Consider the following 24,040-nt stretch of genomic DNA (forward strand, 5'->3'; position numbering starts at 1 on the left):
ATTTCTCCGATTCGGCGAAGTAGTAGGTGTTACCTCTATTCACAGCTACTATGTGCTCCCATGAAGATGCGGTACGACGTCGCCGGTAGCGGTCCCACTCTCGTCCTCGTTCACGGAGTGGTTCACCGGAGGCAGGCATGGGATCCGGTCCTCGACCTACTCACTCCCTATCGACGGGTGGTCACCGTCGACCTGCTCGGTCACGGCGAGTCCCCCGCACTCGAGGCGAACGTAACCGATCCGCTCGGCTACGTCGTCGATGCCCTCGACGATCTGCTCGGAGACTTCGACACTCCGGACGCGAAGCCTCACATCGGGGGTAACTCACTAGGGGGCTGGCTGGCGATCGCCATGGCGTGCCGCGGGCGAGTGGCGTCGGCGACCGCGCTGTCTCCCGCCGGATTCTTCGTGAACGACCTCGATCGACGTCGCGCGATCGGCACGTTCCGCGTTCTGCGAACCCTGGCCCGCGGAATGGGTGAGCATGCGCCTCGTCTGCTGTCCTACAAAGCCGTGCGCTACCCGGCCATCTCCGCGTTCTTCGCCCACCCCAGCCGAGTGCCGTATGCCGACGCAGTGGTGGACACCGCGTCCCTGGTCTCCAACACCTTCGTCGACGAGGGACTGGAGGCTGTGTTCGAACTGCCTGTCGCGGCGGAGCCGCAGGTTCCGATCACCATCGCCTGGGGCCGACGCGACCTCACCCTGCCGTTCTACGAGCGTGCGGTCGCGAAGCGGAACCTGCCGCACGCCAAGTTCATCACCGTGCCTGGCGTCGGACACGTCCCGATGAGTGACAATCCCGAGCTCATCGCGTCGATCCTGTTGGCAGGAAGTGAAACTCGCACGGTCTAGTCAAGAGCGCAGCGGGTGCCTTCGGGCGGAGATCTCAGGTCCACGAGGTACTCGGCCACGACCGTGTCGACGCAGTCGTTCGCTCCGGAGAACGCGACGGTGTGCTGGTCTCCGTCGACGGAGAGCAGTGAACCACCCAGCGTGTCGGCAAGACTGACACCACCCGCGTACGGCGTGGACGGGTCGCCGGTGATGGAGATGGTCAACGTGTCCGGCAGACCGTCGATGTCGGTTGCGTACGGGAATCCCAAAGTGGGTTCGACGGGCCAGGATTCACACGGGTCGCGTGCGCCATCCGGCCCCAGACCGGAGTCGGTGAACGGTGCGACGCCCTGAATTCGCTCCTTGAGCTCGACCTCCTGCTCGGCAGTGTTGCGCTGCTCGTCGTTGCAGTTGATCGCGTACAGCGCCTCGGCGAAGTTCGGGTACGCACCGTCGACGTCACGCCCGCCGAACACGTCACTGATCTTCAGCAACGTCTCTGCTTGCCCCACCTGTAGTTCCGCGATGCCCTGGGTGATGACGGGCCAGACGGTCGAGTCGTAGAGACCGGCGATCACGGCCCCGTAGGCGGCGTCGAAGTCCATCTTCCTGCCGCCCGGGGTGACGATCGGATCGTCGATCAGCGGGCGGACGATGTTCTGGAAATTCTCGACGGACCTCGTCGGATCCTGGCCGAGAGGGCAGTCGGGCTTGGTGGCGCAATCCGCAGCCATGGCGTCGAATGCCTCTTGGAACGCCGTGAACTGATCGATCCGACGGTCCGCAGTGCTCTGCAGTGGATCGATGGCACCGTCGAGCACCATGGCACGAACGTTCTGCGGGAACATCTCTCCGTAGACCGCGCCCAGGCGCGTGCCATAGCTTTGTCCGAGGTAACTGAGCTGGTCGTCGCCCAGCACTTCGCGCAGCACATCCATGTCCCGGGCTGCGTCACGGGTTCCGACGTTCGCCAGTACGTCCTCGCCGCCGGACCGCTCGGCACACTGCTGAACCAGCGCGCGTGCCCCGTCTTCCGACAGCGTTCTCGCTCCCGTCAGAACCGTCGTGTACGCCTCGCCTGCTTCGTTCTCGGAGTCGGTGAAGCAGTCGACAGCCGGCGTCGAGGCCGCGACGCCGCGTGGATCGAATCCGACGATGTCGAATTTCTCGGTCAACGGGCTGTCTGCCAACGTTGTCGCCGCAGCTGCGGCCATACTCATGCCGGGTCCTCCGGGGCCACCCGAGTTGAGGAGCAAAGACCCGATGGGCTCGCCTTTCGCGGGAACTTTCAGCAGCGCGATCTGCGCCGTTCGCCCGTCCGGGTCGTCGTAGTCGAGCGGGACATCCACTCGCGCACACTGGAACGTCGGATCGCTGACGAACGCTGCCTCGTCGGTCGACGTCGTGCCATACCCCTCGCATGGCTCGAACGTGACCGCTTGACCGTAGAAGCGATCCAGATCGGCAGTCGTATCCGGTTCCGGCTCGGCCTGGCTACACCCTCCGAGGACGAGAACTGCTGCGGCCAGGACGCTTACGGTCCGGCGTGGTCGGTGACGATAGTTCACGAGTGGCTCACTCCTGGTGTGTTCAGAATGACGGAAATCCTGCGCAGAACATCGTGTTGGGCGGGGTTGTACAGCTCTTCCACTGCTACCGCGAATGCTCGTGTGGCCCGCTCCTTACCGAGCGCCGAGGTGTTCGCGTCGAACAATCCCGGATACCGCATCGTCAGGTCCTGGATGTGTGGAGCCATCCGCTCGGCCAAGTCGATGCGGGTGGCCTCGTCCGCGTCTCGCGGAAGCGACTGGAACTCCGTGTCGGTGGATGTACGCGGAGTGTTCCTGATCAACTCGCCGTACGCATCGAGTGCGGAGGGCGTCAGAATCGTGGTGGCGAACGACACGAACGTGCGGTCCGGTTCGGAGAGCTCCGCGGCCGCGTCTGCGAACTCGGCAGGCAGATCTGTCGGGACCGAATCGCGAAGAATGATCGCGAGCTCCGTGCGTGCTCGCTGCAACCGTTCGATCGTGGCCTCCAGCTCGGCATCGAGGGTTCGGAGGGCCTGCTCGGGATGCTCACGACTGTCTCCCAGTGCGGCTATCTGCGCCAACGAGAAGCCGAGGTCGGTCAGCCGTCCGATCTGCAACAGCCGAACGAGATGCCGAACGCCGTACTGTTTGTAGCCGTTCGACGTACGCTCGGGCTCGTCGAGCAGACCGACGTCGTGGTAGTGCCGTACCGATTTCAATGTCGTCCCCGCCAGGTCGGCTACCTCCCTGGTGCTCCAGCCCATACCGGACACTCCTCGCAGATCGGATCTCGTGGGTTTCAGTCTGAACTGTGCCCTTACGGCACAGTCAAGAGGTTTCGTTCACCAGCCGCTTCGTGGAGCGTCGGAAAGCCCAGACGGTGACCAGGATCGCGAGCGCGAACAACGGGGTGCCCATCGAGATCCTCGCGAACGCCAGCCATCCGGTGGCGTCGGTGTCGTAGAGGTGGTCCTGCACGATGTAGCGCGCGCCGAACAGCAGCACGAAGGCGCCGGTCGCGATGTCGTGCGCGCGCAGGGTGTAGCGATTCGATCGCCACTGGTACTTGTTGCCGTGCAGCGCGTTCCACAGGAGGCCGGTCAACGGTCGACGTGCGAGCAGGGACAGCATCATCAGCGCACCCATGACCAGGCTGGTCCAGATCCCGATCAGGAAGTACCCACCGGCCGAGCCCGTCCATGCCGCTACGGCACCCGCCGTCACGACGCCGATCAGTCCACCGCTCGCCTGGACGATCGGTTCACCGCGCACCATCCTCAGCACTGTCAGCACGACGGCGATGGCGACGGCGACTCCGATGGCGATCGGAAGCGAGACCAACGCATTGGCGGTCACGAAGGCGACCACAGGTACAGCGGTGTAGATCATGCCGCTCACGCCGCCGAGGTTGTGCAGCAGGAGTTGGGTGGCGTCGACTTTCTTCTCGTCTTGAATCGGTGTGGAATCCGGAGTCGTCATCGTGTCCTCCTCGTGTCGAAGTCGTCGCTCTGTCTGTTCCCAGAGTCGTCGACACGGAGGGTCCACAACAGTGCAGACGGGAATCGAAACTGCGCTACTTCGTCACGGGTCGGGCATGACAGATGTCAGGAACTGCCAGGTCAGAGGGCTTTCACCTCGGGCCGGACAGGTACCGACGCGATGCGCTCGGCCGTCAGGACGGTTCCCACCGTCGCGGCGATGACCAGTCCGATGGCGGTCAGCCGGATCGCCCCTGCCGTTTGATGCAGGAGCAGCCACCCGGCCAGTGTCGCGAAGATCGGTTCGAGGGCCAGGAGGACGCCGAAGACGTTGCGCGGAATGATCCGCAACGCAGCAAGTTCGAGGGTGTACGGAACGACCGACGACAACAGCGCAACCACCGTTGCGAGGGCAAGAGTTTCGGGGTCCGCGAAGGCGGTCAGTCCCTGCATCATCCCGGCCGGAAGTACGCAGACGGCGGCGATCACCATGGCCGCAGCCAGGCCACCTGTGCCGGGAACCGTTGCCGCTACCCGTGCATTGGTCAGGATGTAGAGAACCCAGAACGACGCGGCGAACAATGCGAACATGATTCCGACAGGATCGAGACTCGTTGCGTGTACGGCGGATTCGACGCCCAGCAGCACCATGCCGACCAATGCGAGGCACGCCCATCCGACGTCGGCGCGCCTGCGTGACAGGACAGCGGCCAGAACGAGTGGTCCGAGAAACTCGATCGACACCGCCACGCCGAGAGGGATTCGATCGATCGCGGCGTAGAAGCATCCGTTCATGGCGGCCAATGCGAACCCCAGCGCGGCCATGCTCTTCCATTGCGCCTTCGACCATCCGCGCACCCGTGGACGCACCAGGAGAAGCAGCAGAGCGGCTGCGATGGCCAACCGCGCCGCAGTGACGGCCCACGACCCGGCGACAGGAAAGATCTGAACGGCAAGAGCTGCGCCGAACTGCAGGGACAAACACGACCCGACCATCATCGCCACTGCTGAGCCCGTGCCGGGTGTCCGGGAGGTTGCCGTCATGACAGTGAATGCTTCTCGTGTAAGTCACGTAAGTCCAGCGAATCATTTTGTAGAATAACAGTCACTATTGCTTACCTATGACGGGAATCCGATGCTCAACGTCCCTCGCCTGCGGATCCTTCTCGAATTACACCGGCGCGGCACGCTCGCCGAGGTAGCCCGTGTGATGTCCTACACGCCGTCCGCGGTGTCACAGCAGCTGTCGCTGCTCGAGAAGGAGTCCGGCGTTCGGCTGCTGGAACCGGTGGGGCGAGGGGTGACGTTGACCGACGCCGCAGTCGGACTCGCCGCCCACGCCGAGATCGTCCTTCGCCAACTCGAGGAAGCCGAGGCGGATCTCGCGTCCGCGCAATCGGCCGTTCAGGGAACATTGCGGGTCGCGTCGTTCCAGACGGTCGTGTTCGCGATCGTGCCCGCAGTGCTGGACCTGCTTGCCGCCGAGGAACCCTCGCTGACCGTCGAGTTCGACCAGCTACAGGTCTCCGCCGCCTACGACGGTCTGCTGTCGCACTCCTTCGACCTGATTCTGGGCGAGGAATACCCCGGCATGCCCGAACCCGTCCGAGACAACATCGACCGAGCGGACCTCGCCGCCGATCCACTGCTGCTCGCCGTCCCGTCCGAGGCCGCCTGGTTGCCGTCCGCGCGTACCGACCTGGCAGGCCTGTCCGACGTGCCCTGGGCGATGGACCCGCCGGACAGTGCGACGGGCACGTGGGCCCGGTCGGTGTGCCGTGCCGCAGGATTCGAACCCAGGGTCCGCTTCGTCAGCCCGGACCCCCTGATGCATGCGCATCTGGTGCGCACCGGCCACGCCGCGGCGTTCATCCCCGCGCTGATCGCCGCGACCCAGTCCGACGGACTCGATCTTCGCGCACTGCCGGGGCGTCCGGACCGAACCATCTACACGGCAGTCCGCGCCGGGCGAGCCGGTCACCCAGCAATTCGCGCGTTCCGAGCAGCGCTCGCGTCGACGGCGGCATCTCGAACCTCCGAGTGGAACACCGCCGATCGACTTCGCATACAGAATGGACTGGTGACATCCGAAACAAGCCCTGCCCGCTAGACGAAGCCCGTCGATCCTTCAGGAGTGTGGACCATGGCACCGAGGACGCGCGAACAGCTGGCGGACGACGCGGTTGCCCTGGCACGGAGTTGGGTGACACGCTCCGCCGACCGTCCCGCCGATCGTGCCGCCGTCCGTCTGGCGGGCCTGCTGCGCGACGAGCGTGGTCTGGAGTTCGCCGTGGGGTTCATCGACGGCGTCGTACGACCGGAGGATGTGCGGGTCGCCGCCAGGAACTGGGCGCATCTGACGGACGGTGATCTGCCTGAGTTCCTGGGCGTGCATCTGCGCGTCGCCCTTCGGCTCGGCAACGTGGCCGCGAGGATCGCACCGGCACTGGTCGTCCCCGTCGCGAAGAGGGCTCTGCGAGCGATGGTCGGCCATCTCGTGCTCGACGCCTCGCCGCGCGCACTGTCTAGCGGTCTCGCTCGCATTCGCCGGGACGGAATGCGTCCGGGCATCAATCTGCTCGGCGAGGCCGTGTTGGGATCGGACGGGGCTCGGGCACGTCTCGACGGAACCACGGCGTTGCTGGCGCGATCGGATGTCGACTACGTGTCCGTCAAGGTCTCGGCGGTCGTTGCGCCGCACTCGCCCTGGGCCTTCGAGGAGGCCGTCGCACACACCGTCGACGAGCTCGCACCGCTGTACTCGGCGGCCGCGCAGTCCGGCACACCCAAGTTCATCAACATGGACATGGAGGAGTACCACGATCTCGATCTGACGATCGCAGTGTTCACGACCCTGCTGGACCGACCTGAACTTCTGTCGCTTCAGGCGGGAATCGTGTTGCAGGCATACCTTCCCGATTCGCTGTCCGCGATGATGCGGCTGCAGGACTGGGCCGCCCAGCGCACCGCACGCGGAGGCGCCCCGGTCAAGATCCGCATCGTCAAGGGCGCGAATCTTCCGCTGGAGCGAGTCGAATCCGCTCTGCACGGATGGCCCCTGGCCACGTGGTCGTCCAAACAGGACACCGACACCAACTACAAGCGCATCGTCGACTACGCGCTCGACTCCGATCGAATCCGCAATGTGCACATCGGCATTGCCGGGCACAACCTGTTCGACCTCGCCTGGGCACGGTGTCTCGCCGAACATCGCGGCATCGACTCCGGATACGAATTCGAGATGCTGCTCGGCATGGCGTCGGCGACGGCACAGGTGATCGCCGAGGACACCGGCGGGATGCTTCTCTACACCCCCGTTGTCGGCGCCGACGAATTCGACGTCGCGATCGCCTACCTCGTCCGCCGGCTGGAAGAAGGAGCAGCGCCGGAAAACTTCATGCCCTCGATGTTCGAACTGACCACCGCGAGCGGGCAACCGACCCCGCAGTTCACGATGCAGGAGAATCGATTCCGTGCGTCGCTGACCGCGCTGGACGACTCCGTTCCCGTGCCGCGACGGATCCAGAACCGCACCACCGACAACACCGGCAGCACCGACAGCACCGACAGCGCCGACAGCGCCGACAGCGCCGATGTCGCAGTACCGTTCGCCAACACTCCCGACACCGATCCCTCCGTGGCCGCCAACAGACGGTGGGGCCGCGGCATCCTCGAGCGCGCCGAGGCGTCGGACATCGGGGTGGAGCTCGTCACCGAGTACACCGTCGACGATCCCGTCCGCCTCGACGAGCTGATTCAGCAGACGTGCGACGCAGGGGCGGGCTGGGGTTCGCTCCCGCCGACCGAGCGAGCACGCATCCTGAGGTCCGCGGCGCGCGAGCTGTCCAGCGCACGTGCGGACCTGCTCGAGGTCATGGCCGCGGAATGTGGCAAGACCTTGGAGGAGGGCGACCCCGAGGTCAGCGAGGCCATCGACTTCGCCAGGTACTACGCCGAACTCGCCGAGGAGCTTTCACGGGTGGACGGCGCACTCCATCGGCCGAGGCGTCTGACCGTCGTCACACCGCCGTGGAACTTCCCGGTGGCCATACCGGCCGGATCGACGCTGGCTGCACTCGCTGCGGGTTCTGCCGTCGTGATCAAGCCTGCGCCGCAGGCGAAGCGTTGCGGGTCGGTGATGGTCGACGCTCTGTGGCGGGCTGGCGTGCCGCGAGAGGTGTTGCGCCTCATGCACGTCGACGAGGCGTCCCTCGCCGGCACCCTCGTCGCGGATCCGCGGGTCGATCAGGTGATCCTCACCGGTGGCTACGAGACGGCAGAGCTGTTCCACCGGCTGCGCCCCGACATTCGACTGTTCGCGGAAACGAGCGGCAAGAACGCCGTGGTCGTCACACCCGCAGCCGATCTGGACCTGGCGGTGAAGGACCTTGCGAGGTCTGCCTTCGGCCACGCAGGCCAGAAGTGCTCCGCAGCGTCCCTGGCGATTCTGGTCGGATCCGTCGGTACGTCGGATCGTTTCCTGGGCCAGCTGGTCGACGCCGTCCGGTCCATGAAGGTTGCGTACCCGACGGACCCCGAATCGCGTATCGGCCCTCTCGTCGAACCTGCGAGCGGCAAGGTTCTCCGGGGTCTGACCCACCTCGACCCTGGTGAGTCGTGGTTGCTCGAACCCCGTGCACTGGACGACGAGGGCCGGCTGTGGTCGCCTGGGATACGCGTCGGCGTGTCTCCTGGTTCCGAGTTCCATCGAACGGAGTACTTCGGTCCGATCCTCGGCATCATCACCGTCGCCACTCTCGCCGAGGCGATCGAGGTGCAGAACGACGTCGACTACGGGCTCACCGCAGGCCTTCATTCCCTCGACGATGCCGAACAGGCGCAGTGGATCCAGGAGGTCGCCGCGGGCAACCTCTACGTGGGCCGGGGCATCACCGGTGCCGTCGTGCGACGGCAGCCCTTCGGCGGGTGGAAGAAGTCGACGGTCGGCACGGGGAGCAAGGCAGGAGGACCGAACTACCTCGTGGGTCTGTCCGACTGGTCTCCTGCGCCCGCGTCCGGCACGACCGTCGGCTGCGTGGTCGACGCGTGGGCGGAGAAGTTCCTGCGCGAGACCGCGCTTGTCGGCGACGACCTCGACTTTCTACGGCGTTCTCTGGCAAGCGATCTCGTGGCGTGGGACACGGAGTTCGGCGTCACCCGTGACGTATCGAATCTCGGGGTGGAGGCGAACGTGCTGCGCTACCTTCCTGCCACGGTGACCGTGCGAGCGGAGGCCGACGCTCGCCCCGTGGAGGTTCTGCGCGTCGTCGCAGCCGGATTGCGTGCCCGTTCCACTCTGCGCCTGTCCGTGCACGCGTCCGTCGCCCTCGGAGAGGGCGTGCTCGGGTTCCTGACCACCAACGGCGTGTCGGTCGACACCGAAACGGACTGGGCGCGTGCGGTTTCGCACGGCGGGGCTGACAGAACCCGCGTCGTCGGGTCCGGAACCGACGTGCCCACCGGGCCGTCGGCCGCAGTGTGGTCGGGCGCCGTGACCGAAGCGGGTCGCGTCGAGATGCTGCCGTTCCTGCGCGAGCAGTCCATCAGCATCACCCATCACCGGTTCGGCACCTACCGCGAGATGCCTCGGGTGGACGCTCTGCTGAACATCGCGACAGGCGGCGACCGTTTCGATTCGCCGTGAACGGCTACTCACACCGCATGCGCCTGAACCTTCGTCGCGGGATGCCCGTCGTCGAACTCCCCATGTCCGTTCCGCCTGCCGCGGCATGGGAGGTTCTGGTGGACCTGACGGCATGGCCGGTGTGGGGTCCGACGGTGGCCGGCGCCGAACTGGACCGACCCGGTCCGCTTGCCCTGGGTTCCCGAGGCCGGGTGTTCACCCCGGTCGGAGTGCCTCTGCCGTTCCGCATCACCGAGTTCGAGGACGGCCGACTCTGGGCGTGGCGGGTGGCGGGTGTGCCGGCGACTCGGCACGAGGTGATCCCCGACGGCGAGGGCTGCGTGGTGAGCTTCGGCGTACCGATTTGGGCGCCCGCGTATCTGACGATCATGGCCGTTGCGCTCCCCCGGATCGAGCGATTGGCTGCGGAACGCGCGCACTGATCGCGGGAGGCTGTGTAGTCCGTCACGCCCGGACCTAGGTTTGATCGAGTCCAGAAAGCCCACGCTGGATCGATAAGCTCGAGCTATCGAGATCTGAGCAATCATCGATTGGCCCGATCAATCCAGGATCATTAGGGTCGTCAACCGACACCAACGCACCCGAATACGAATGAGGCCGTACATGTCGCTCATCAACAAGAAGATCAAGCCGTTCACCGCTGAGGCCTTCAAAGACGGTGCCTTCGTTACCGTTTCCGACGAGGACATCAAGGACAAGTGGGCGGTCTTCTACTTCTACCCCGCCGACTTCACATTCGTCTGCCCCACCGAGCTCGGCGACCTCGCCGACCACTACGACGAGCTGCAGCGCCTCGGCGTCGAGGTGTTCTCGGTCTCGACCGACACCCACTTCACCCACAAGGCGTGGCACGCGTCGTCCGACACGATCGGCAAGATCAAGTACACGATGATCGGTGACCCGACGCTGAAGATCAGCACGGACTTCGAGGTTCTCCGCGAGAACCAGGGCCTCGCCGACCGCGGCACCTTCCTGGTCGACCCGGACGGCGTCGTGCAGTTCACCGAGGTGACCGCAGAAGGTATCGGCCGCAACGCATCCGAGCTTCTCCGCAAGGTCAAGGCCGCACAGTACGTGCGCAGCCACCCGGGTGAGGTCTGCCCGGCGAAGTGGGAAGAGGGCGAAGACACCCTCGCACCGTCGCTGGAGCTCGTCGGCAAGATCTGATTCGTTCGGATCGATGCGCAGCGGCACAGGAGCGTCAAAGCCCTGTGCCGCCTGCGCATCCCCCACGTTCGGATCACTCGGCCCGAGCTGAGAATCCACGACCATTCCTTCCGATCTCAGGAGTACACCTCATGCTCGACGCCGCACTCGCCAATCAACTGAAGACCCTGCTCCAGAACGTGACGCAGCCGATCGAGCTCGTGTCCTCTCTCGGCGACGCACCCAAATCCGTCGAACTCGGCGAACTTCTCGACCAGATCGCCGGACTGTCGGACTCGGTCACCCACTCCCGCACCGGCACCGACCCGCGCAAGCCGTCGTTCGCCATCCGTCGGATCGGCACCGACATCGAGGTCCAGTTCGCCGGTATCCCGCTCGGACACGAGTTCACCTCTCTCGTGCTCGCGCTGTTGCAGGTCGGTGGCCACCCCTCCAAGGAAGACGCCGCGCTGCTTGCCCAGGTCCGCGACCTCGAAGGCGACTTCTACTTCGAAACCTACTTCTCCCTCTCCTGCCAGAACTGCCCGGACGTGGTGCAGGCGTTGAACGTGATGGCTGTACTCAACGCCAACGTCAAGCACATCGCCATCGACGGTGCCCTGTTCCAGGACGAGGTCGACGACCGCGGCATTATGGCCGTTCCGTCGGTGTTCCTCAACGGTGAGCCCTTCGGGTCCGGCCGCATGACCCTCGAACAGATCGTCGGCAAGCTCGACACCGGCTCCGCGGAACGCACCGCGACAGCGATCTCCGAGAAGGACCCGTTCGACGTGCTCGTCGTCGGAGGCGGCCCGGCGGGTGCAACCGCAGCACTCTACGCTGCGCGCAAGGGAATTCGCACCGGCGTCGTCGCCGAGCGCTTCGGTGGTCAGACGCTGGACACCATGGGTATCGAGAACTTCGCGTCCGTTGCGTACACCGAAGGACCGAAGTTCGCCGCCGAGCTGGAGAACCACGTTCGCCAGTACGACGTCGACATCATGAACGTCCAGAACGCCACCAAGTTGACCCCCGCCGCCACACCGCAGGGACTTGTCGAGGTCGAACTCGCAAGCGGCGCACGGCTTCTCTCACGTAGCGTGATCCTGTCCACCGGCGCACGGTGGCGCTCGATGAACGTTCCCGGCGAGACCGAATACCGCAACAAGGGCGTCACGTACTGCCCGCACTGCGACGGCCCGCTGTTCAAGGGCAAGCGCGTCGCCGTCATCGGCGGCGGCAACTCGGGCGTCGAGGCAGCGATCGACCTGGCCGGCATCGTCGCGCACGTCACCCTCGTGGAGTTCGACTCGCAGCTGCGCGCCGACGACGTTCTGCAGCGCAAGCTCCGCAGCCTCCCCAACGTCGACATCCTGGTCAGCACCCTGAGCACCCAGGTCATCGGCGACGGTTCCAAGGTCACCGGGTTGGCGTACACCGACCGCACGAACGACACCGCGCACACCGTCGACCTCGACGGAGTGTTCGTTCAGATCGGCCTGCTGCCCAACACCGAGTTCCTCTCCGGCACCGTCGATCTCACCCCGCGCGGGGAGATCATCGTCGACGATCACGCACGGACATCGGTACCGGGCGTCTTCGCAGCAGGTGATTGCACCACCGCGCCGTTCAAGCAGATCATCGTCGCGGCAGGATCGGGTGCGACGGCAGCGCTCAGCGCGTTCGATCACTTGATTCGCACCAGCACCCCGGCCGAGGAAGCAGTCTCGGTCTGACGCTCCCGGGTACGCTCGGGCGATGCTGACCGCCGAACTCGCCCAGCGCGTGGTCGACCAAGTGCGTCCTGTTGTGGCACACAACGTCAACATCATGGATGCGCACGGCATCATCATCGCGTCCGTCGACCCAGCGCGCCTGGGCACGCTGCACGACGGTGCAGTGCGGGCGCTCGAGCGTGGGGACGTCGTCCGGATCGACGCCGACGGTGCCGATCCGGACATGCGCGAGGGTGTGAACGTTCCGTTCTACCTGGGCGACGACGGGGCGGAACCCGGCGCGGTGAAGAACGAAGCAGCGGAGAGCGAGGCGGTGGGGGTCGTCGGAATCACCGGCGACCCCGCCGTCGTCGAGCCTCTCGCCCGCATCCTCGTGCTCACCGTGTCGCTTCTGCTGAAGCAGGAGCAGCACCTCGACGACGCGCGGTGGAGGGAATCGTCGCTGCGCGATCTACTGAACGCGATGATCGTCGACTCCCACGTGTCCGAGGCTCGCGTCGTGGCCAGGCTTCGCGACGTGGGCAGACCGATCCGGCCGCCGTGGTCGATCGTGACTGCTCGCGGTACGTCGCCCGGCCCGGCTGCGCTCGGTCGGTTCCGCAACAGCGTGGTGGGCATCGGCAACGTCGTCGCGTGGGAGCGCGACACCACGCTGTGGCTCCTCGTCGGTTCGTCCGACGCCAGCACCCGCGCGGTCGTCGTCGATCGACTGCGCGCGGCTGGCGCCTCCGTCGTCGCCGGGCGTGTGGGAGCGTCCACACCCGAACTGGTCGTCGACGTGCAGCAGATGGACGTTCTGCTCCGGCATCACCTTCCGGACGGCATCGTCCACGAGCTCTCCGCACTCGACATCGACATCCTCGTCGGTCGTCAGCCCGAGGCCATCGCGCTGGACTCTGCGAGGCGAATCCTCGGACCCCTGTCGGAGGCGTTGCGCGAGACCGCGGCAGTCCTGATCGAGAACAATCTGTCGATCGTGACGACGGCTTCTGCTCTGCACACCCACCGGAACACCGTCGTGCAACGGTTGAACCGCATCGAGCAACTGACGGGGCTGGACCTGCGGGTGTTCGACGACGCCGTGGCCATGAAGCTGGCCCTTGCGTCGGCCCGACGAGTCGATGCGGACGAGCTTGTCCGATGAGTGTGCGCCGCGCACCGATATCGGCGCCAATTCCGACCGAACAATGTGCACGAAGCCCATACCCCGACCGGAGTCGGTGACTTAACCTACTGTCATGGAACAGCACAGAACCGACGCGCGACGCACCACGATCGTCGTTGCCCCGGACTCGTTCAAGGGCTCCGGCACGGCCGCCGAGGTGGCGTCGGCGATGGCCGCCGGCTTCCGGGACGTACTGGGACCGGACGCGAGGATCGTCGAATGCCCGATGGCCGACGGCGGGGAGGGGACGCTGGATGCGCTCGCGGCATCTCTCGACGCGCGCATCAGCGAGATCGACACCGTCGACGCGATCGGACGACCCCGAACCGCGCGGATCGCAGTGTCCGCCGACGGCAGGACCGGCGTCATCGAAGCTGCTGAAGCCAACGGTCTCCCCCATGTCTCCGACGCCCCGCTGCAGCCTCTGCGAGCGGACAGTCACGGGGTGGGCGTGCTCGCCCGACAACTTCTCGACGACGGTGTCTCCGAGATCCTGCTGTGCATCGGCGGGAGCGCGAGCAACGACGGCGGTACCGGTTTCCTGTCTGCCCTCGGCGCACGTTTTCTCGACGGCGCAGGCAGTGTCGTCGAGCCGGGTGCCGCCGGCCTGGCGAACATCGACAGCATCGACGTCAGCGGCCTGCATCCGCGAGCAGGCGAGGTGACCGTTCGAATCGCCGTCGACGTCGACAATCCGTTGCTCGGAGACAGCGGTGCCGCAGCGGTGTTCGGGCCGCAGAAGGGCGCAACCCCGTCGGACGTGGAGACCATCGACTCCGGTTTGGCGCATCTCGCCGACGTGCTGAAATCCGCCACCGGGACCGACGTCACCACGACCGAGGGCATTGGTGCGGCGGGCGGGTTGCCTGCGTCTCTCGCGGCCTACCTCGATGTGCAGCTGATGCCCGGGTCGGACATGGTCATGACTGCGATCGGGTTCGAAGAACTGTGCTCCGGCGCATCGATGATCGTGACCGGTGAGGGATCGTTCGATTCACAGTCGTTGCGAGGCAAGGTAGTTGCCGGTGTACGACGCGCCGCGCCACCCTCGTGCCCCGTCGTCGTCATCGCCGGACGAGTCGTCCTGACGCCCGCGGAGATACGCGACGCGGGGATCGCCGCGGCCTTCTCCATCGCCGCCGGGCCGTCCACCCTCGAGGACATGTCCTCGCGGACAACGGAACTGGTACACGACACGGCCGCGCACGTCGCCGGCCTGTACAAGACGCTCGCGCAGCACGCGGCGGTGTGAAGGAGAACAATGTCGCTCGATCCGCATTCCGCCGTCACGCGCTACCGTTCGTTGCCGCCGAGCTTGCCTCAGCCCGTGGCCGAGCAGTGGGATTGGCAGCTGCATGGATCGTGCAGGCACGAGGATCCACTGCTGTTCTACCCGCCGACCAGTGCACGCGGGCGGTCGCTCGCGGCCATGGAGGCTCGCGCCAAAGCCATCTGCACCGACTGCCCGGTACTGCACACCTGCAGGGACTACGCGATGGAAGCCGCCGAGCCGCACGGCATCTGGGGTGCCACCACATCGAAGGAACGGGCCCTGGCCGGTGCCTCGTTGGATATCGGGCCGGCACCGACACCACCGGCACCGACACCACCGGCAGTGGAGTCGATCGCGGAGGCCGAGCAGCCGCCCCGGCGCAAGCACCGCATCGGACCACCGCAGCGCCCCTACCGACGCATTCCCCGCCCCGACTCGGCGCAGCCCGTCACCCCGGACCGGCCGCCGACGAAATTCTGATCGGCTCAGTTGAACGGTGTTCCGCCGGTGACGGCAATGGTCTCGCCGGTGATGTAACTCGACTCGTTCGACGCGAGGAACACGTAGGCGGGAGCAAGCTCGGCCGGCTGTCCCGGCCTGCCGAGCGGAACCGTCTCACCGAACTGTTCGTACTTGCCCGCCGGCATCGTCGCCGGTATCAGCGGAGTCCAGATGGGTCCGGGTGCAACGGCGTTGACGCGGATTCCCCGCGACGCGAGGTCACCGGACAAGCCCTTCGTGAAGGCGACGATTCCAGCCTTGGTGGTCGCGTAGTCGAGCAGCTCCGGAGACGGGTTCGACGCCTGGATCGAGGTGGTGTTGATGATGGTCGCTCCGGCGGTCATGATCTCGACGGCACGTTTGCTGATCCAGAACAGCGCGTACAGATTGGTCTTGAGCACACGGTCGAACTGCTCGGAGCTGATCTCGGCGATCCCGCCCATCCTGGCCATCTGGAACGCCGCGTTGTTGACGACGATGTCCAGGCCACCGAGTGCGTCGACCGCGGAATCGACCAACCGGATGCATTGCGACTCGTCGGTGAGATCGCAGGCAACTGCAACGCCGGATCGTCCTGCCGACTCGATCAGATCCACCGTCACCTGCGCATCGGCGGCCTCGGCGGGCAGGTGGCCGATCACCACGTCGGCGCCTTCGCGTGCGAACGCCAGGGCGACCGCGCGGCCGATGCCGGAGTCACCTCCGGTCACGAGAGCCTTACGTCCGTCCAGACGTCCGGCACCGCGGTACGAGGCTTCACCGTGGTCCGGTGCCGACACCAGATCCGCAGTCAGGCCGGGGTGCTCTATCTCGTCCTGGTCCGCTCGCTCCGGCATCGGGAACGACGTGGTCGGGTCCTGTTTGGTGAACTGGTCTGCCATCGGTGTCCTTTCGTCGGGAGAACTGGTTACCCGTCGATGGGACCGGCAACCGTCGCCGGCGACACCGATGCAGGTGTCACTGTTCGAGACCGGTACGTCAGATCCCTGCGACGCCCGCGAGTTGACCGATGCCGTAGGTGACGACCATAGCCAGCGCACCCCCGAGCACGATCCGCGTCACTGCCGGTCGAGCAGGTGAGTCCCCGAGCCACGCACTGATCGTTCCCGTCGCGGCCAGTGCAATCAGGACGACGACGAAGGTCACCGGGATACGAACCGACGCCGGTAGCAGAACGATGGCAAGCAGCGGGAGAAGCGCTCCACTGACGAACGCCACCGCGGACGACGCCGCCGCCTGCCACGGGTTGGTCAGAGCGTCCGGATCGATTCCCAGTTCTGCGTCGACGTGCGCTGCGAAGGGGTCACTTGCGGTCAATTCCTCGGCGACGGTCATGGCTGTCGCCGGCGACAGCCCTTTGGCCTCGTACAGAGCGGCGAGCTCTGCCAGTTCTTGCTCGGGCTCGTCCTCGAGCTCACGGCGTTCCTTGTCCAGCAGCGATCGCTCGGTGTCGCGTTGCGTGCTCACGGAAACGTACTCACCGAGCGCCATCGACACCGCGCCGGCGACCAGACCCGCAACGCCCGCGGTGAGCACAGGCCCACGCTCGACGGTGGCAGCCGCGACACCCACGACGAGTCCGGCGGTCGACACGATGCCGTCGTTGGCACCCAGAACTCCGGCACGCAGCCAGTTCAGGCGCCCACCGATGTCTCGGTGTGGTTCTGCCTCGTGTGTCCCGGGAACAGTGTCCGGCATGCTCGCCTCCTGTGGGCCGTAATCACGATCGATCGGGATCACCCGTCATCGGACTGGTCCATATTGCGCCTGCGCCGAAGCGTCTACCTCTTCCCACGCCGCAGGGCACCGTGTTCGATACGTCGCAGTCTCCATGTCCGTACCCGTCGTTGTCTCAACTGAGATCCCAGACCGCCGGCTGCCCTGTTGCATACAATCGCGCTTCGTCCATCAGTTTCTGCGCAGGCGGTGTGAGGTGGGTTTTCCGGCAGACGGCGGCAACGTGCAGGTACGACTCCGGGACGATCCGGTGAATTCTGGCGCCCGCCTGCCGCGCCGACGGCGCCCACGACGACGGCATGACCGCCTGACCGAATCCACTGAGCACCATCGGCAGGATCGACGTTCGATGTGCAACCTCGGCGGCGATGGTGGCGTCGACGCCACTCGCGAGAACCTCGTCGACGAGTGTCCGCATCAACGAACCGTGCTGGGACACGATCAGTCTCAGTCCGGACAGTTCGGACCGTTCGATGACCGGGCCGTCCGGCGTGCTCGCGCCGGCGCCCGAGATGAGGATCAACGGTTGGCTTTCCAGTGCCACGACCTCCAGCTCGGGGGCACGGACGTCACTGGGCGAACCCAGAATTCCCACTTCGCACGCGCCGGTTCGCACTGCGTGCAAAACCTCGTCCGGGGTGAAGGCAGCCTCGGCGTTCACGGTGACGGACGGATACGACGTGCTGAACCGAGTCAGGATGGTCGTCAACGGCTCGATACCCGGTGAGGGCATCGTGATCAGATCTACACGTCCACGACGCAAACCCTTCAACTCCTCGACCGAGGCGGCCGCGTCGTCGAGGTCTCGCAGCACCACCCGCGCGGGGCCGATCAAGGTCTCGCCCGCATCGCTCAGGACCAAGCGTCGTCCGATGCGGTGGAAAAGCGGAACACCTAGCTCCCGCTCCAACGATGCGATCGACTGAGACAGAGACGGCTGCGCGATGAGAAGCGCCTCGGCTGCCCGGTTGATGCCCCCTTCGTCGACGACGGCCAGAAAGTACCTCAGATGCCGCGCGTCCATCCGTCGAACCTCCTCGGGTGTGATGACGCTCCGTGAAGCCGGTGCCCGAGCACGCACTCTACCTGCGAAAATCCGACTCGATTAGGAAAAACCGATAAGCCGGATCGGCTTTTGGTCTTGGACGCCGATTGCCCTGTCACCCCTTAATGGTTCAAGACAGAATGTGACCTGCACAACAACGGAGGAACTCATGGCAATCGAACCCACCACGTACAAGATCGCGTCCATCCCGGCCGACGGTGTCGGCCGGGAGGTGGTCGAGGCGGGCCAGCGCGTATTGGACGTTCTGGCCGCGCAGTCCGGCGGCAAGTTCGCCTTCCAGTGGGACGAGTTCCCCTGGGGCTGCGGTTACTACGCGGAAACCGGCAAGATGATGGCCGACGACGGACTGGACACCCTGAAGGGCTACGACGCCATCTACTTCGGTGCTGTCGGCTGGGAAAACGTTCCGGATCACATCAGCCTGTGGGGTCTGCGGCTCAACATCACGCAGAACTTCGACCAATGGGCCAACGTGCGTCCGGTGAAGTTCCTCCCCGGCGTCCAGTCGCCGCTTCGGAAGGCCGATGACACCGAGCTCGACTGGGTCGTCGTTCGTGAGAACAGCGAAGGCGAGTACGCCGGCCTCGGAGGGCGCAACCTCAGCGGCCGCGGACCCGGGAACGAAGTCGCACTGCAGACCGCGCTGTTCACCGAGAAGGGATGCGAGCGCATCATGCGCTTCGCGTTCGACCTCGCCCGCACCCGTACCGTGAAGAAAGTCTCCAGCGTCACCAAATCCAACGCTCAGCAGTACGGAATGGTGCTGTGGGACGACGTCTTCAAGCGCGTCGCACTCGATTACCCGGACGTCACGACCGAAAGCGTGCTCGTCGACGCCATGAGCGCAAAGTTCATCTTGCATCCGGAGGACCTGTCCGTCGTCGTGGCCTCCAACCTCAACGCCGACATCCTCTCCGACCTCGGGTCGGCTCTCGCGGGAAGTCTCGGCGTCGCCGCGAGCGCGAACCTCAATCCCGAGCGCCGCTTCCCGAGCATGTTCGAGCCCGTTCACGGCTCGGCCCCCGACATCGCAGGCAAGGGGATCAGTAACCCGATCGGCGCCATCGCCAGCGCAGCGTTGATGCTCGATCACTTCGGGCTGCACGAGGAGGCACGCCGCGTCGAAGCTGCGATCGAAACGGCGACCGGTGGCGGCGCACTGACGCGCGACATCGGCGGTACCTCGGACACCCACGAGGTCACCGAGGCCATCGTCCATGCACTGCAGAACGCCCTGACACCCGCCTGATCCACCGCGTCACCCACGTCGGTCGGTAACTCTCGACCACCAACGAAGAAAAATGCGAACTCTCACCCGAGGTGAATCTCATGGGAACAACAAGCAGCACAGCGAGTTACCAACCGACCACGGTGAAGAAACCCTGGTACAAACAGCTCTACTTCTGGGTCATCGTCGCCATCGTCGCCGGCATCGGTGTCGGATGGCTCTGGCCTAGCACCGGCGAAGCGATGGAACCGATCGGAACCACCTTCATCACCGCGATGAAGATGCTCATCGGGCCGATCGTGTTCCTGACCATCGTCGGCGGCATCGCCTCGGTCGCAGACCTCAAGAAGGTCGGCCTGACCGGCATCAAGGCTCTGACCTACTTCCAAGTCGGCACCATCATCGCGATGCTCACCGGCTTGGTGGCCATCAACATCTTCCGACTGGGTGACGGGGTCAACGCGGACGCAGCATCCCTCGAAACCACCGACTCGGCAAACAGTTTCATCAAGGCAGGCGAGGAGAAGGAATGGTGGGAATTCATCACCCACCTCGTCCCGGACAGTGTCGTCGGCCCCTTCGTCGAGGGCGACATCCTTCAGGTCATCTTCCTTGCCGTCATCTTCGGCGTCGCCATCAATGCGGTGGGCCAGATCTCGGATCCGATCCGAGATGCCGTCGAGCGACTCACTGCGGTCGTGTTCAAGGTCCTGAGCTTCATCATGAAGCTCGCCCCACTGGGAGCCTTCGGAGCCATGGCATTCGCCATCGGCAAGTACGGCGTGTCCACGCTCACCAGCCTCGGCAGCCTCATCCTTCTCTTCTACGCCACCTCGGCACTGTTCGTCATCGTCGTACTCGGGTCGGTCATGGCGTACCTGCGGCTCAACATCTTCCGAATGTTGGGCTTCTTCAAAGAAGAACTCCTGCTGATCCTCGGCACATCAACCGCCGAACCCGCTTTGCCGGGGTTGATGCGCAAACTCGAATACGCAGGCGTCAAGAAGACCACCGTCGGCCTCGTCGTCCCCACCGGCTACAGTTTCAACCTCGACGGCGCCGCGATCTACCTCTCCCTCGCTGCGCTCTACATCGCGCAGGCCACCAACACCGACCTGACGATCGCCCAGCAGCTCGGACTCCTCGGCGTCATGCTCCTCACCTCCAAGGGAGCGGCAGGAGTGGCCGGCGGCGGATTCATCGCCCTGACAGCGACATTGAGCACACTGGGCACCATCCCCGCCGCAGGCATCATGCTCATCTTCGGCATCGACAAGTTCATGTCCGAATGCCGCGCACTGGTCAATTTCATCGGCAACGCCGTCGCCACCCTGTTCGTCGCCAAATGGAACCATGAACTCGACGTCGACCGCGCCCGCCGCGTCTTCGCCGGCGAAGTACTTCCCCCTCCCGAGGGCGACACCGAGAACGACTTCGACATGGAAGTCCTCGAACACCAGCCGCAACCCGTCACCGCGCGCTCCTCGGCAGTTCACGAACAACTGCAGCCCGCGACACAGTCGAGCAGCTCGAGTCACAGCTAGGGCGCCACTACGACCGAGTATTACGAATTGCCCGATACTTCACGAATTCGCGGAATACCGCCGAATCGACGAAGTATCGGGCAATTCGTGTCTCGCGACCACACTCTGTGCAGCGTCAGCCGACAGTCACGTATCCGATGACCATGTCGGTGAGCATTTTTCGAAGGCGCTCCCGGTTCTCGGGCGCGACGGGGTCGAACTGGAACAGCCAGTCGAAGGTGTACTGGTTGGAGACGCGGAAGAAACTGAAGCTGGTGATGGTGAAGTGGAGGTCGACGGCGTCGATACCGTCCTTGAAGACTTTCGCCTCGCGGCCGCGTCGGAGGATGTCGGACAGTAGATCCAGTGCCGGGCCGGCGAGTTCGCTTCGCTCCCCGGATTGTCCCAGGTAGAAGGCTTTGAGCGTGTTCTCGCTCGCCATCAGACGGACGAAGTCGGGGTTGCGCTCGTGGTAGTCGAAGGTCAGCTCGACGACGCGCCGGAGTGCGTCCACGGGGTCGAGTTCGTCGACGTGAACCCGCTGCTCCTCGGCGCGAATGTTGACGATCGCGCTCTCCAGCACCGATCGGTAGAGGCCCTTCTTGTCGCCGAAGTAGTAGTAGATCATCTTCTTCGTCGTCTTCGTTCGCAGCGCGATGTCGTCCATTCGTGCGCCGGTGAAGCCCTTGGCAGCGAATTCCGCCATGGCCTCCGTCAAGATGTTGCCCCGAACATCCCCGCCGCGTGCACCTCGGCGGCCCTGAACCTCGGACGCTGTCGACATCGTGTCGAACCCCCTGGCTGTCTCCACTCGTTCCCTACGCCTGTTCGGCGACTTACACCAGACAGTGAACCACGGCACAGGCCGATCCGGTGGACGAAGACGTCGATCGCGGGGCCGGAAGGCCGGTACACGCCCATTCTTTTTGGCATCCGTCGATTCAACTGGGGCATCGACACAGGTAAAGCGGCACGAACAGCCGTCTCCAGCGGTCAGCGCGTGGACATTGTCTGCCGGCGATCTATGGACGTGTCGACGATCACGTTGTACGGTTCGCCTAGTTCACCAAAAAGTGAAACCCTGTTCATGCAGACGAAGTAGTCGCTGCCGATCGCGCAATCGGGAGCAGTCGCACCACCGAGCGGTGCAGGCACGCCGGAATGCCTGCGCCCACCAGTCCTCGTCGAGCCCGCACCGTGTCGGCAACCCCAGTCGTCGTTCGGTCACAACGATCCAGCCCTGAATTCGATCCCTCACCGAAGGATGAATGGCCATGACAGCATCCGAAATACAGACAAGCGCAGCGCCCGCAGGCGTTCCGACTCCTGCCGCACCGCCGGTTCGAGTACCGACCCGCAGGCCGTGGCCTCGTCGCGACTCGCTCGTCACCGGCACCAAAGCCGTCGTCGGCATCCTCGGGCTGTTGGGCCTGTGGGAACTGGCAGTGGCGATAACCCGACCTCCTGAATACATTCTGGTCGGACCCGTCGCGGCGTTCGCCGAACTGTTCTCCCGCTTCGACTATTTCGCGACGAACGCCTGGGTGACGATCGGCGAGGCGCTGGCTGGATTCGTCGGCGGCACGTTGCTCGGCATCGTGTGCGGCGGCCTGCTGCACTATTCACCGACGATCCGCACGTTTCTCTATCCGGCCCTCGTCACGATCGACACGATTCCCAAGGTCGCCCTGGCACCTCTGTTCATCGTGTGGTTCGGCTTCGGCTTCGAGTCGAAAGCGTTCGTCGCCATGGCAATTGCATTCTTCCCACTGGTCATCAACACGTTCGACGGTCTCAGCACCGTTCCGCACGAGCTGAAGGAACTGGCGCGGATCAACAAGGCGTCGACATGGAAGCGTCTGACGAAAATCGAGTTCATCTACGCACTTCCGTCGATCTTCTCCGGTGCCAAGATCTCGATCTCCCTTGCTGTGGGCGGCGCCGTCGTCGGTGAGTTCATCGCCGGGTCGAAGGGCCTCGGATACGTGATCATGCTCGCCAACAGTCAGGTGGATCTGGCCGCCATGTTCGCGGCGTTCTTCGTACTCGCCGCCATCGCGTTGGTTCTGTTCTTCGTCGTCGACTTCGCCGGCAAGAAGCTCATGCCCTGGAAGTCCCACGCGAAATGACCGATCGAACTGGAGACCAGAATGCGTAGGACACGCACTGCGGCGTTGATGATCGCCGCCGCCCTCGTCGCACCGTTGACCGCCTGTAGCGCAACAGGATCCGGCGAGAAGATGTCGCTGATGGTCGACGTCGGGTACCTGCCCAAGCACGCACCCTTCTTCGCGGCCGTGGATCGTGGATTCTTCGAGGAGGAAGGCCTCGACGTCACCGTGATGCCCGGATCCGGGTCGGGTAACACCGTCGCCGCCGTGGATACCGGCAAGGTCGACGCCGGGTGGGCCGATTTCGGTGTCACCGTCCTCAACCAGGGTCGCGGCGCTCAGGTGACGCAGGTGGACCTGCTGCAGGCCCGGTCGGCCTATGCGGTGGTTGCCTTGTCCGACGGCGACATCCACAGTTGGGAAGACCTGCCGGGCAAAACCATTGCAACCGAGGGTGCAGGCGCGATGACAGCCATGTGGCCGTACGCTCTGAGCAAGTTGGGCCTCTCCGCCGACGACGTGAACGTGATCCACGCGGCCAGCAGCGCCAAGATTCCCGGGCTCGTCTCGGGCCAGTGGGACGCCAATTTGGCTCTCTCGGTCTCCGACGGTCCGGCTATCGATGCCCTCGGCAAGGAGCCGGTGGTGTTGAAGTGGTCCGACCTCGGCATCGATCTGTACGGCAACGGAATCGTCTTCTCCAACGAGCAACTGCAGAACAACCCGGAGCGCGTCGTCAAGTTCAACCGGGCGCTGCAGAAGGCCTACCTGTGGTCCTGCGAGAACCCGGAGGGCGCTGCCGACTCGTTCCACAAGGAGGTGCAGGGGTACGAGACCAGCACCGTCGTTCTTGCCCTGGACGAACAGTGCGCGCTGAACAATCGCCTCGGCGAGGAGTCGGAGCCCTTCGGCCTCATGACCGACGACGGCGTCCAACAGATGATCGACGTCTCCCGAGAGTTTCTCGGTCTCGATCCGAACTCGACGCTGACGCCCGCACAGGTCTACAGCAACGACTTCATCGACCCACTACCCACTTCCGACGAGATCTCCGCACCATGAC

21 protein-coding genes are annotated in these 24,040 nt (G+C 64.9%); 13 read left to right on the forward strand and 8 right to left on the reverse strand.

Going from position 1 to position 24,040, the window contains the following annotated elements; translation table 11 throughout:
* Nucleotides 1–60: 60 nt before the first annotated feature.
* On the forward strand, nt 61–855 hold the full coding sequence (locus CH293_RS05340; RefSeq protein ID WP_037114338.1) for an alpha/beta fold hydrolase: 795 nt from the start codon (nt 61–63) through the stop codon (nt 853–855).
* On the opposite strand, the gene CH293_RS05345 is transcribed toward CH293_RS05340, so the two are convergent.
* The 4 genes from CH293_RS05345 to CH293_RS05360 all read right to left on the reverse strand — a co-directional run bounded on the left by CH293_RS05345 (nt 852) and on the right by CH293_RS05360 (nt 4,846).
* On the reverse strand, nt 852–2,405 hold the full coding sequence (locus tag CH293_RS05345) for an alpha/beta fold hydrolase (RefSeq protein ID WP_094719585.1): 1,554 nt from the start codon (nt 2,403–2,405) through the stop codon (nt 852–854). The two genes, CH293_RS05340 and CH293_RS05345, sit on opposite strands and share 4 nt — an antisense overlap.
* Entirely contained in the window at nt 2,402–3,133 is a 732-nt protein-coding gene (locus CH293_RS05350) for a MerR family transcriptional regulator (RefSeq protein ID WP_094719586.1), read from the reverse strand. Before CH293_RS05350 ends, CH293_RS05345 begins: the two co-directional genes overlap by 4 nt.
* Before the next feature lie 64 nt (nt 3,134–3,197).
* Nucleotides 3,198–3,848: a DUF3159 domain-containing protein gene (locus tag CH293_RS05355; RefSeq protein WP_255122705.1), complete on the reverse strand. Its 651-nt coding sequence runs from the start codon at nt 3,846–3,848 to the stop codon at nt 3,198–3,200.
* A gap of 140 nt (nt 3,849–3,988) precedes the next feature.
* Nucleotides 3,989–4,846 (reverse strand): DMT family transporter, encoded by an 858-nt coding sequence (locus tag CH293_RS05360; protein ID WP_037114441.1) that lies wholly within the window; start codon nt 4,844–4,846, stop codon nt 3,989–3,991.
* Between the two features lie 136 nt (nt 4,847–4,982).
* On the opposite strand from CH293_RS05360, the gene CH293_RS05365 reads away from it, so the two are divergent.
* From CH293_RS05365 to CH293_RS05400, 8 genes are all read left to right on the forward strand, one after another.
* A complete protein-coding gene (locus tag CH293_RS05365) occupies nt 4,983–5,957 on the forward strand; it encodes a LysR family transcriptional regulator (RefSeq protein WP_037114349.1) in 975 nt (324 codons plus the stop codon).
* A 33-nt stretch (nt 5,958–5,990) separates the two neighbouring features.
* Nucleotides 5,991–9,491, forward strand: a complete 3,501-nt coding sequence (locus tag CH293_RS05370; protein WP_255122706.1) for a bifunctional proline dehydrogenase/L-glutamate gamma-semialdehyde dehydrogenase — start codon at nt 5,991–5,993, stop codon at nt 9,489–9,491.
* 17 nt (nt 9,492–9,508) lie between these two features.
* Nucleotides 9,509–9,913, forward strand: a complete 405-nt coding sequence (locus tag CH293_RS05375; protein WP_019663745.1) for an SRPBCC family protein — start codon at nt 9,509–9,511, stop codon at nt 9,911–9,913.
* Nucleotides 9,914–10,094: 181 nt separating this feature from the next.
* Complete coding sequence (gene ahpC / locus CH293_RS05380; protein WP_037114445.1) at nt 10,095–10,658, forward strand: alkyl hydroperoxide reductase subunit C; 564 nt, start codon at nt 10,095–10,097, stop codon at nt 10,656–10,658.
* Nucleotides 10,659–10,789: 131 nt separating this feature from the next.
* A complete protein-coding gene (gene ahpF / locus CH293_RS05385; RefSeq protein WP_094719589.1) occupies nt 10,790–12,373 on the forward strand; it encodes an alkyl hydroperoxide reductase subunit F in 1,584 nt (527 codons plus the stop codon).
* A gap of 22 nt (nt 12,374–12,395) precedes the next feature.
* On the forward strand, nt 12,396–13,517 hold the full coding sequence (locus tag CH293_RS05390; RefSeq protein WP_094719590.1) for a sugar diacid recognition domain-containing protein: 1,122 nt from the start codon (nt 12,396–12,398) through the stop codon (nt 13,515–13,517).
* A gap of 94 nt (nt 13,518–13,611) precedes the next feature.
* Nucleotides 13,612–14,790 carry a glycerate kinase gene (locus CH293_RS05395; protein WP_094719591.1) on the forward strand — a complete coding sequence of 393 codons (1,179 nt, stop codon included), beginning with the start codon at nt 13,612–13,614 and terminating at the stop codon, nt 14,788–14,790.
* Between the two features lie 9 nt (nt 14,791–14,799).
* Nucleotides 14,800–15,291: a WhiB family transcriptional regulator gene (locus CH293_RS05400; RefSeq protein ID WP_094719592.1), complete on the forward strand. Its 492-nt coding sequence runs from the start codon at nt 14,800–14,802 to the stop codon at nt 15,289–15,291.
* A 5-nt stretch (nt 15,292–15,296) separates the two neighbouring features.
* Here the strand turns inward: CH293_RS05400 and CH293_RS05405 are convergent, their stop codons facing one another.
* The 3 genes from CH293_RS05405 to CH293_RS05415 form a co-directional block, all read right to left on the reverse strand.
* The gene (locus CH293_RS05405; RefSeq protein ID WP_094719593.1) at nt 15,297–16,193 is read right to left on the reverse strand and encodes a glucose 1-dehydrogenase; all 897 of its coding nucleotides are present in this window, start codon (nt 16,191–16,193) and stop codon (nt 15,297–15,299) included.
* Between the two features lie 97 nt (nt 16,194–16,290).
* A complete protein-coding gene (locus CH293_RS05410) occupies nt 16,291–17,010 on the reverse strand; it encodes a VIT family protein (RefSeq protein ID WP_094719638.1) in 720 nt (239 codons plus the stop codon).
* A 154-nt stretch (nt 17,011–17,164) separates the two neighbouring features.
* Nucleotides 17,165–18,073 (reverse strand): LysR family transcriptional regulator, encoded by a 909-nt coding sequence (locus CH293_RS05415; protein ID WP_094719594.1) that lies wholly within the window; start codon nt 18,071–18,073, stop codon nt 17,165–17,167.
* Nucleotides 18,074–18,263: 190 nt separating this feature from the next.
* Here CH293_RS05415 and CH293_RS05420 point away from each other — a divergent pair, with 190 nt between their 5' ends.
* Both CH293_RS05420 and dctA read left to right on the forward strand, forming a co-directional pair.
* Nucleotides 18,264–19,364, forward strand: coding sequence for a tartrate dehydrogenase (locus tag CH293_RS05420; protein WP_037108199.1), 1,101 nt, complete (start codon nt 18,264–18,266; stop codon nt 19,362–19,364).
* Between the two features lie 80 nt (nt 19,365–19,444).
* Complete coding sequence (dctA, locus tag CH293_RS05425) at nt 19,445–20,887, forward strand: C4-dicarboxylate transporter DctA (protein ID WP_020111918.1); 1,443 nt, start codon at nt 19,445–19,447, stop codon at nt 20,885–20,887.
* Nucleotides 20,888–21,002: 115 nt separating this feature from the next.
* Here dctA and CH293_RS05430 read toward each other — a convergent pair whose 3' ends face one another.
* Nucleotides 21,003–21,650 carry a TetR family transcriptional regulator gene (locus CH293_RS05430; RefSeq protein ID WP_037108205.1) on the reverse strand — a complete coding sequence of 216 codons (648 nt, stop codon included), beginning with the start codon at nt 21,648–21,650 and terminating at the stop codon, nt 21,003–21,005.
* Nucleotides 21,651–22,140: 490 nt separating this feature from the next.
* Between CH293_RS05430 and CH293_RS05435 the strand changes: the two genes are divergently transcribed.
* Together CH293_RS05435 and CH293_RS05440 are read left to right on the forward strand one after the other, a co-directional pair.
* Nucleotides 22,141–22,995 (forward strand): ABC transporter permease, encoded by an 855-nt coding sequence (locus CH293_RS05435; protein ID WP_231383853.1) that lies wholly within the window; start codon nt 22,141–22,143, stop codon nt 22,993–22,995.
* 21 nt (nt 22,996–23,016) lie between these two features.
* On the forward strand, nt 23,017–24,039 hold the full coding sequence (locus tag CH293_RS05440) for an ABC transporter substrate-binding protein (RefSeq protein WP_094719595.1): 1,023 nt from the start codon (nt 23,017–23,019) through the stop codon (nt 24,037–24,039).
* Nucleotide 24,040: the final 1 nt, after the last annotated feature.

Origin of the sequence: Rhodococcus sp. 14-2470-1b (assembly GCF_002259415.1) — a bacterium.
Lineage (GTDB): Bacteria > Actinomycetota > Actinomycetes > Mycobacteriales > Mycobacteriaceae > Rhodococcoides.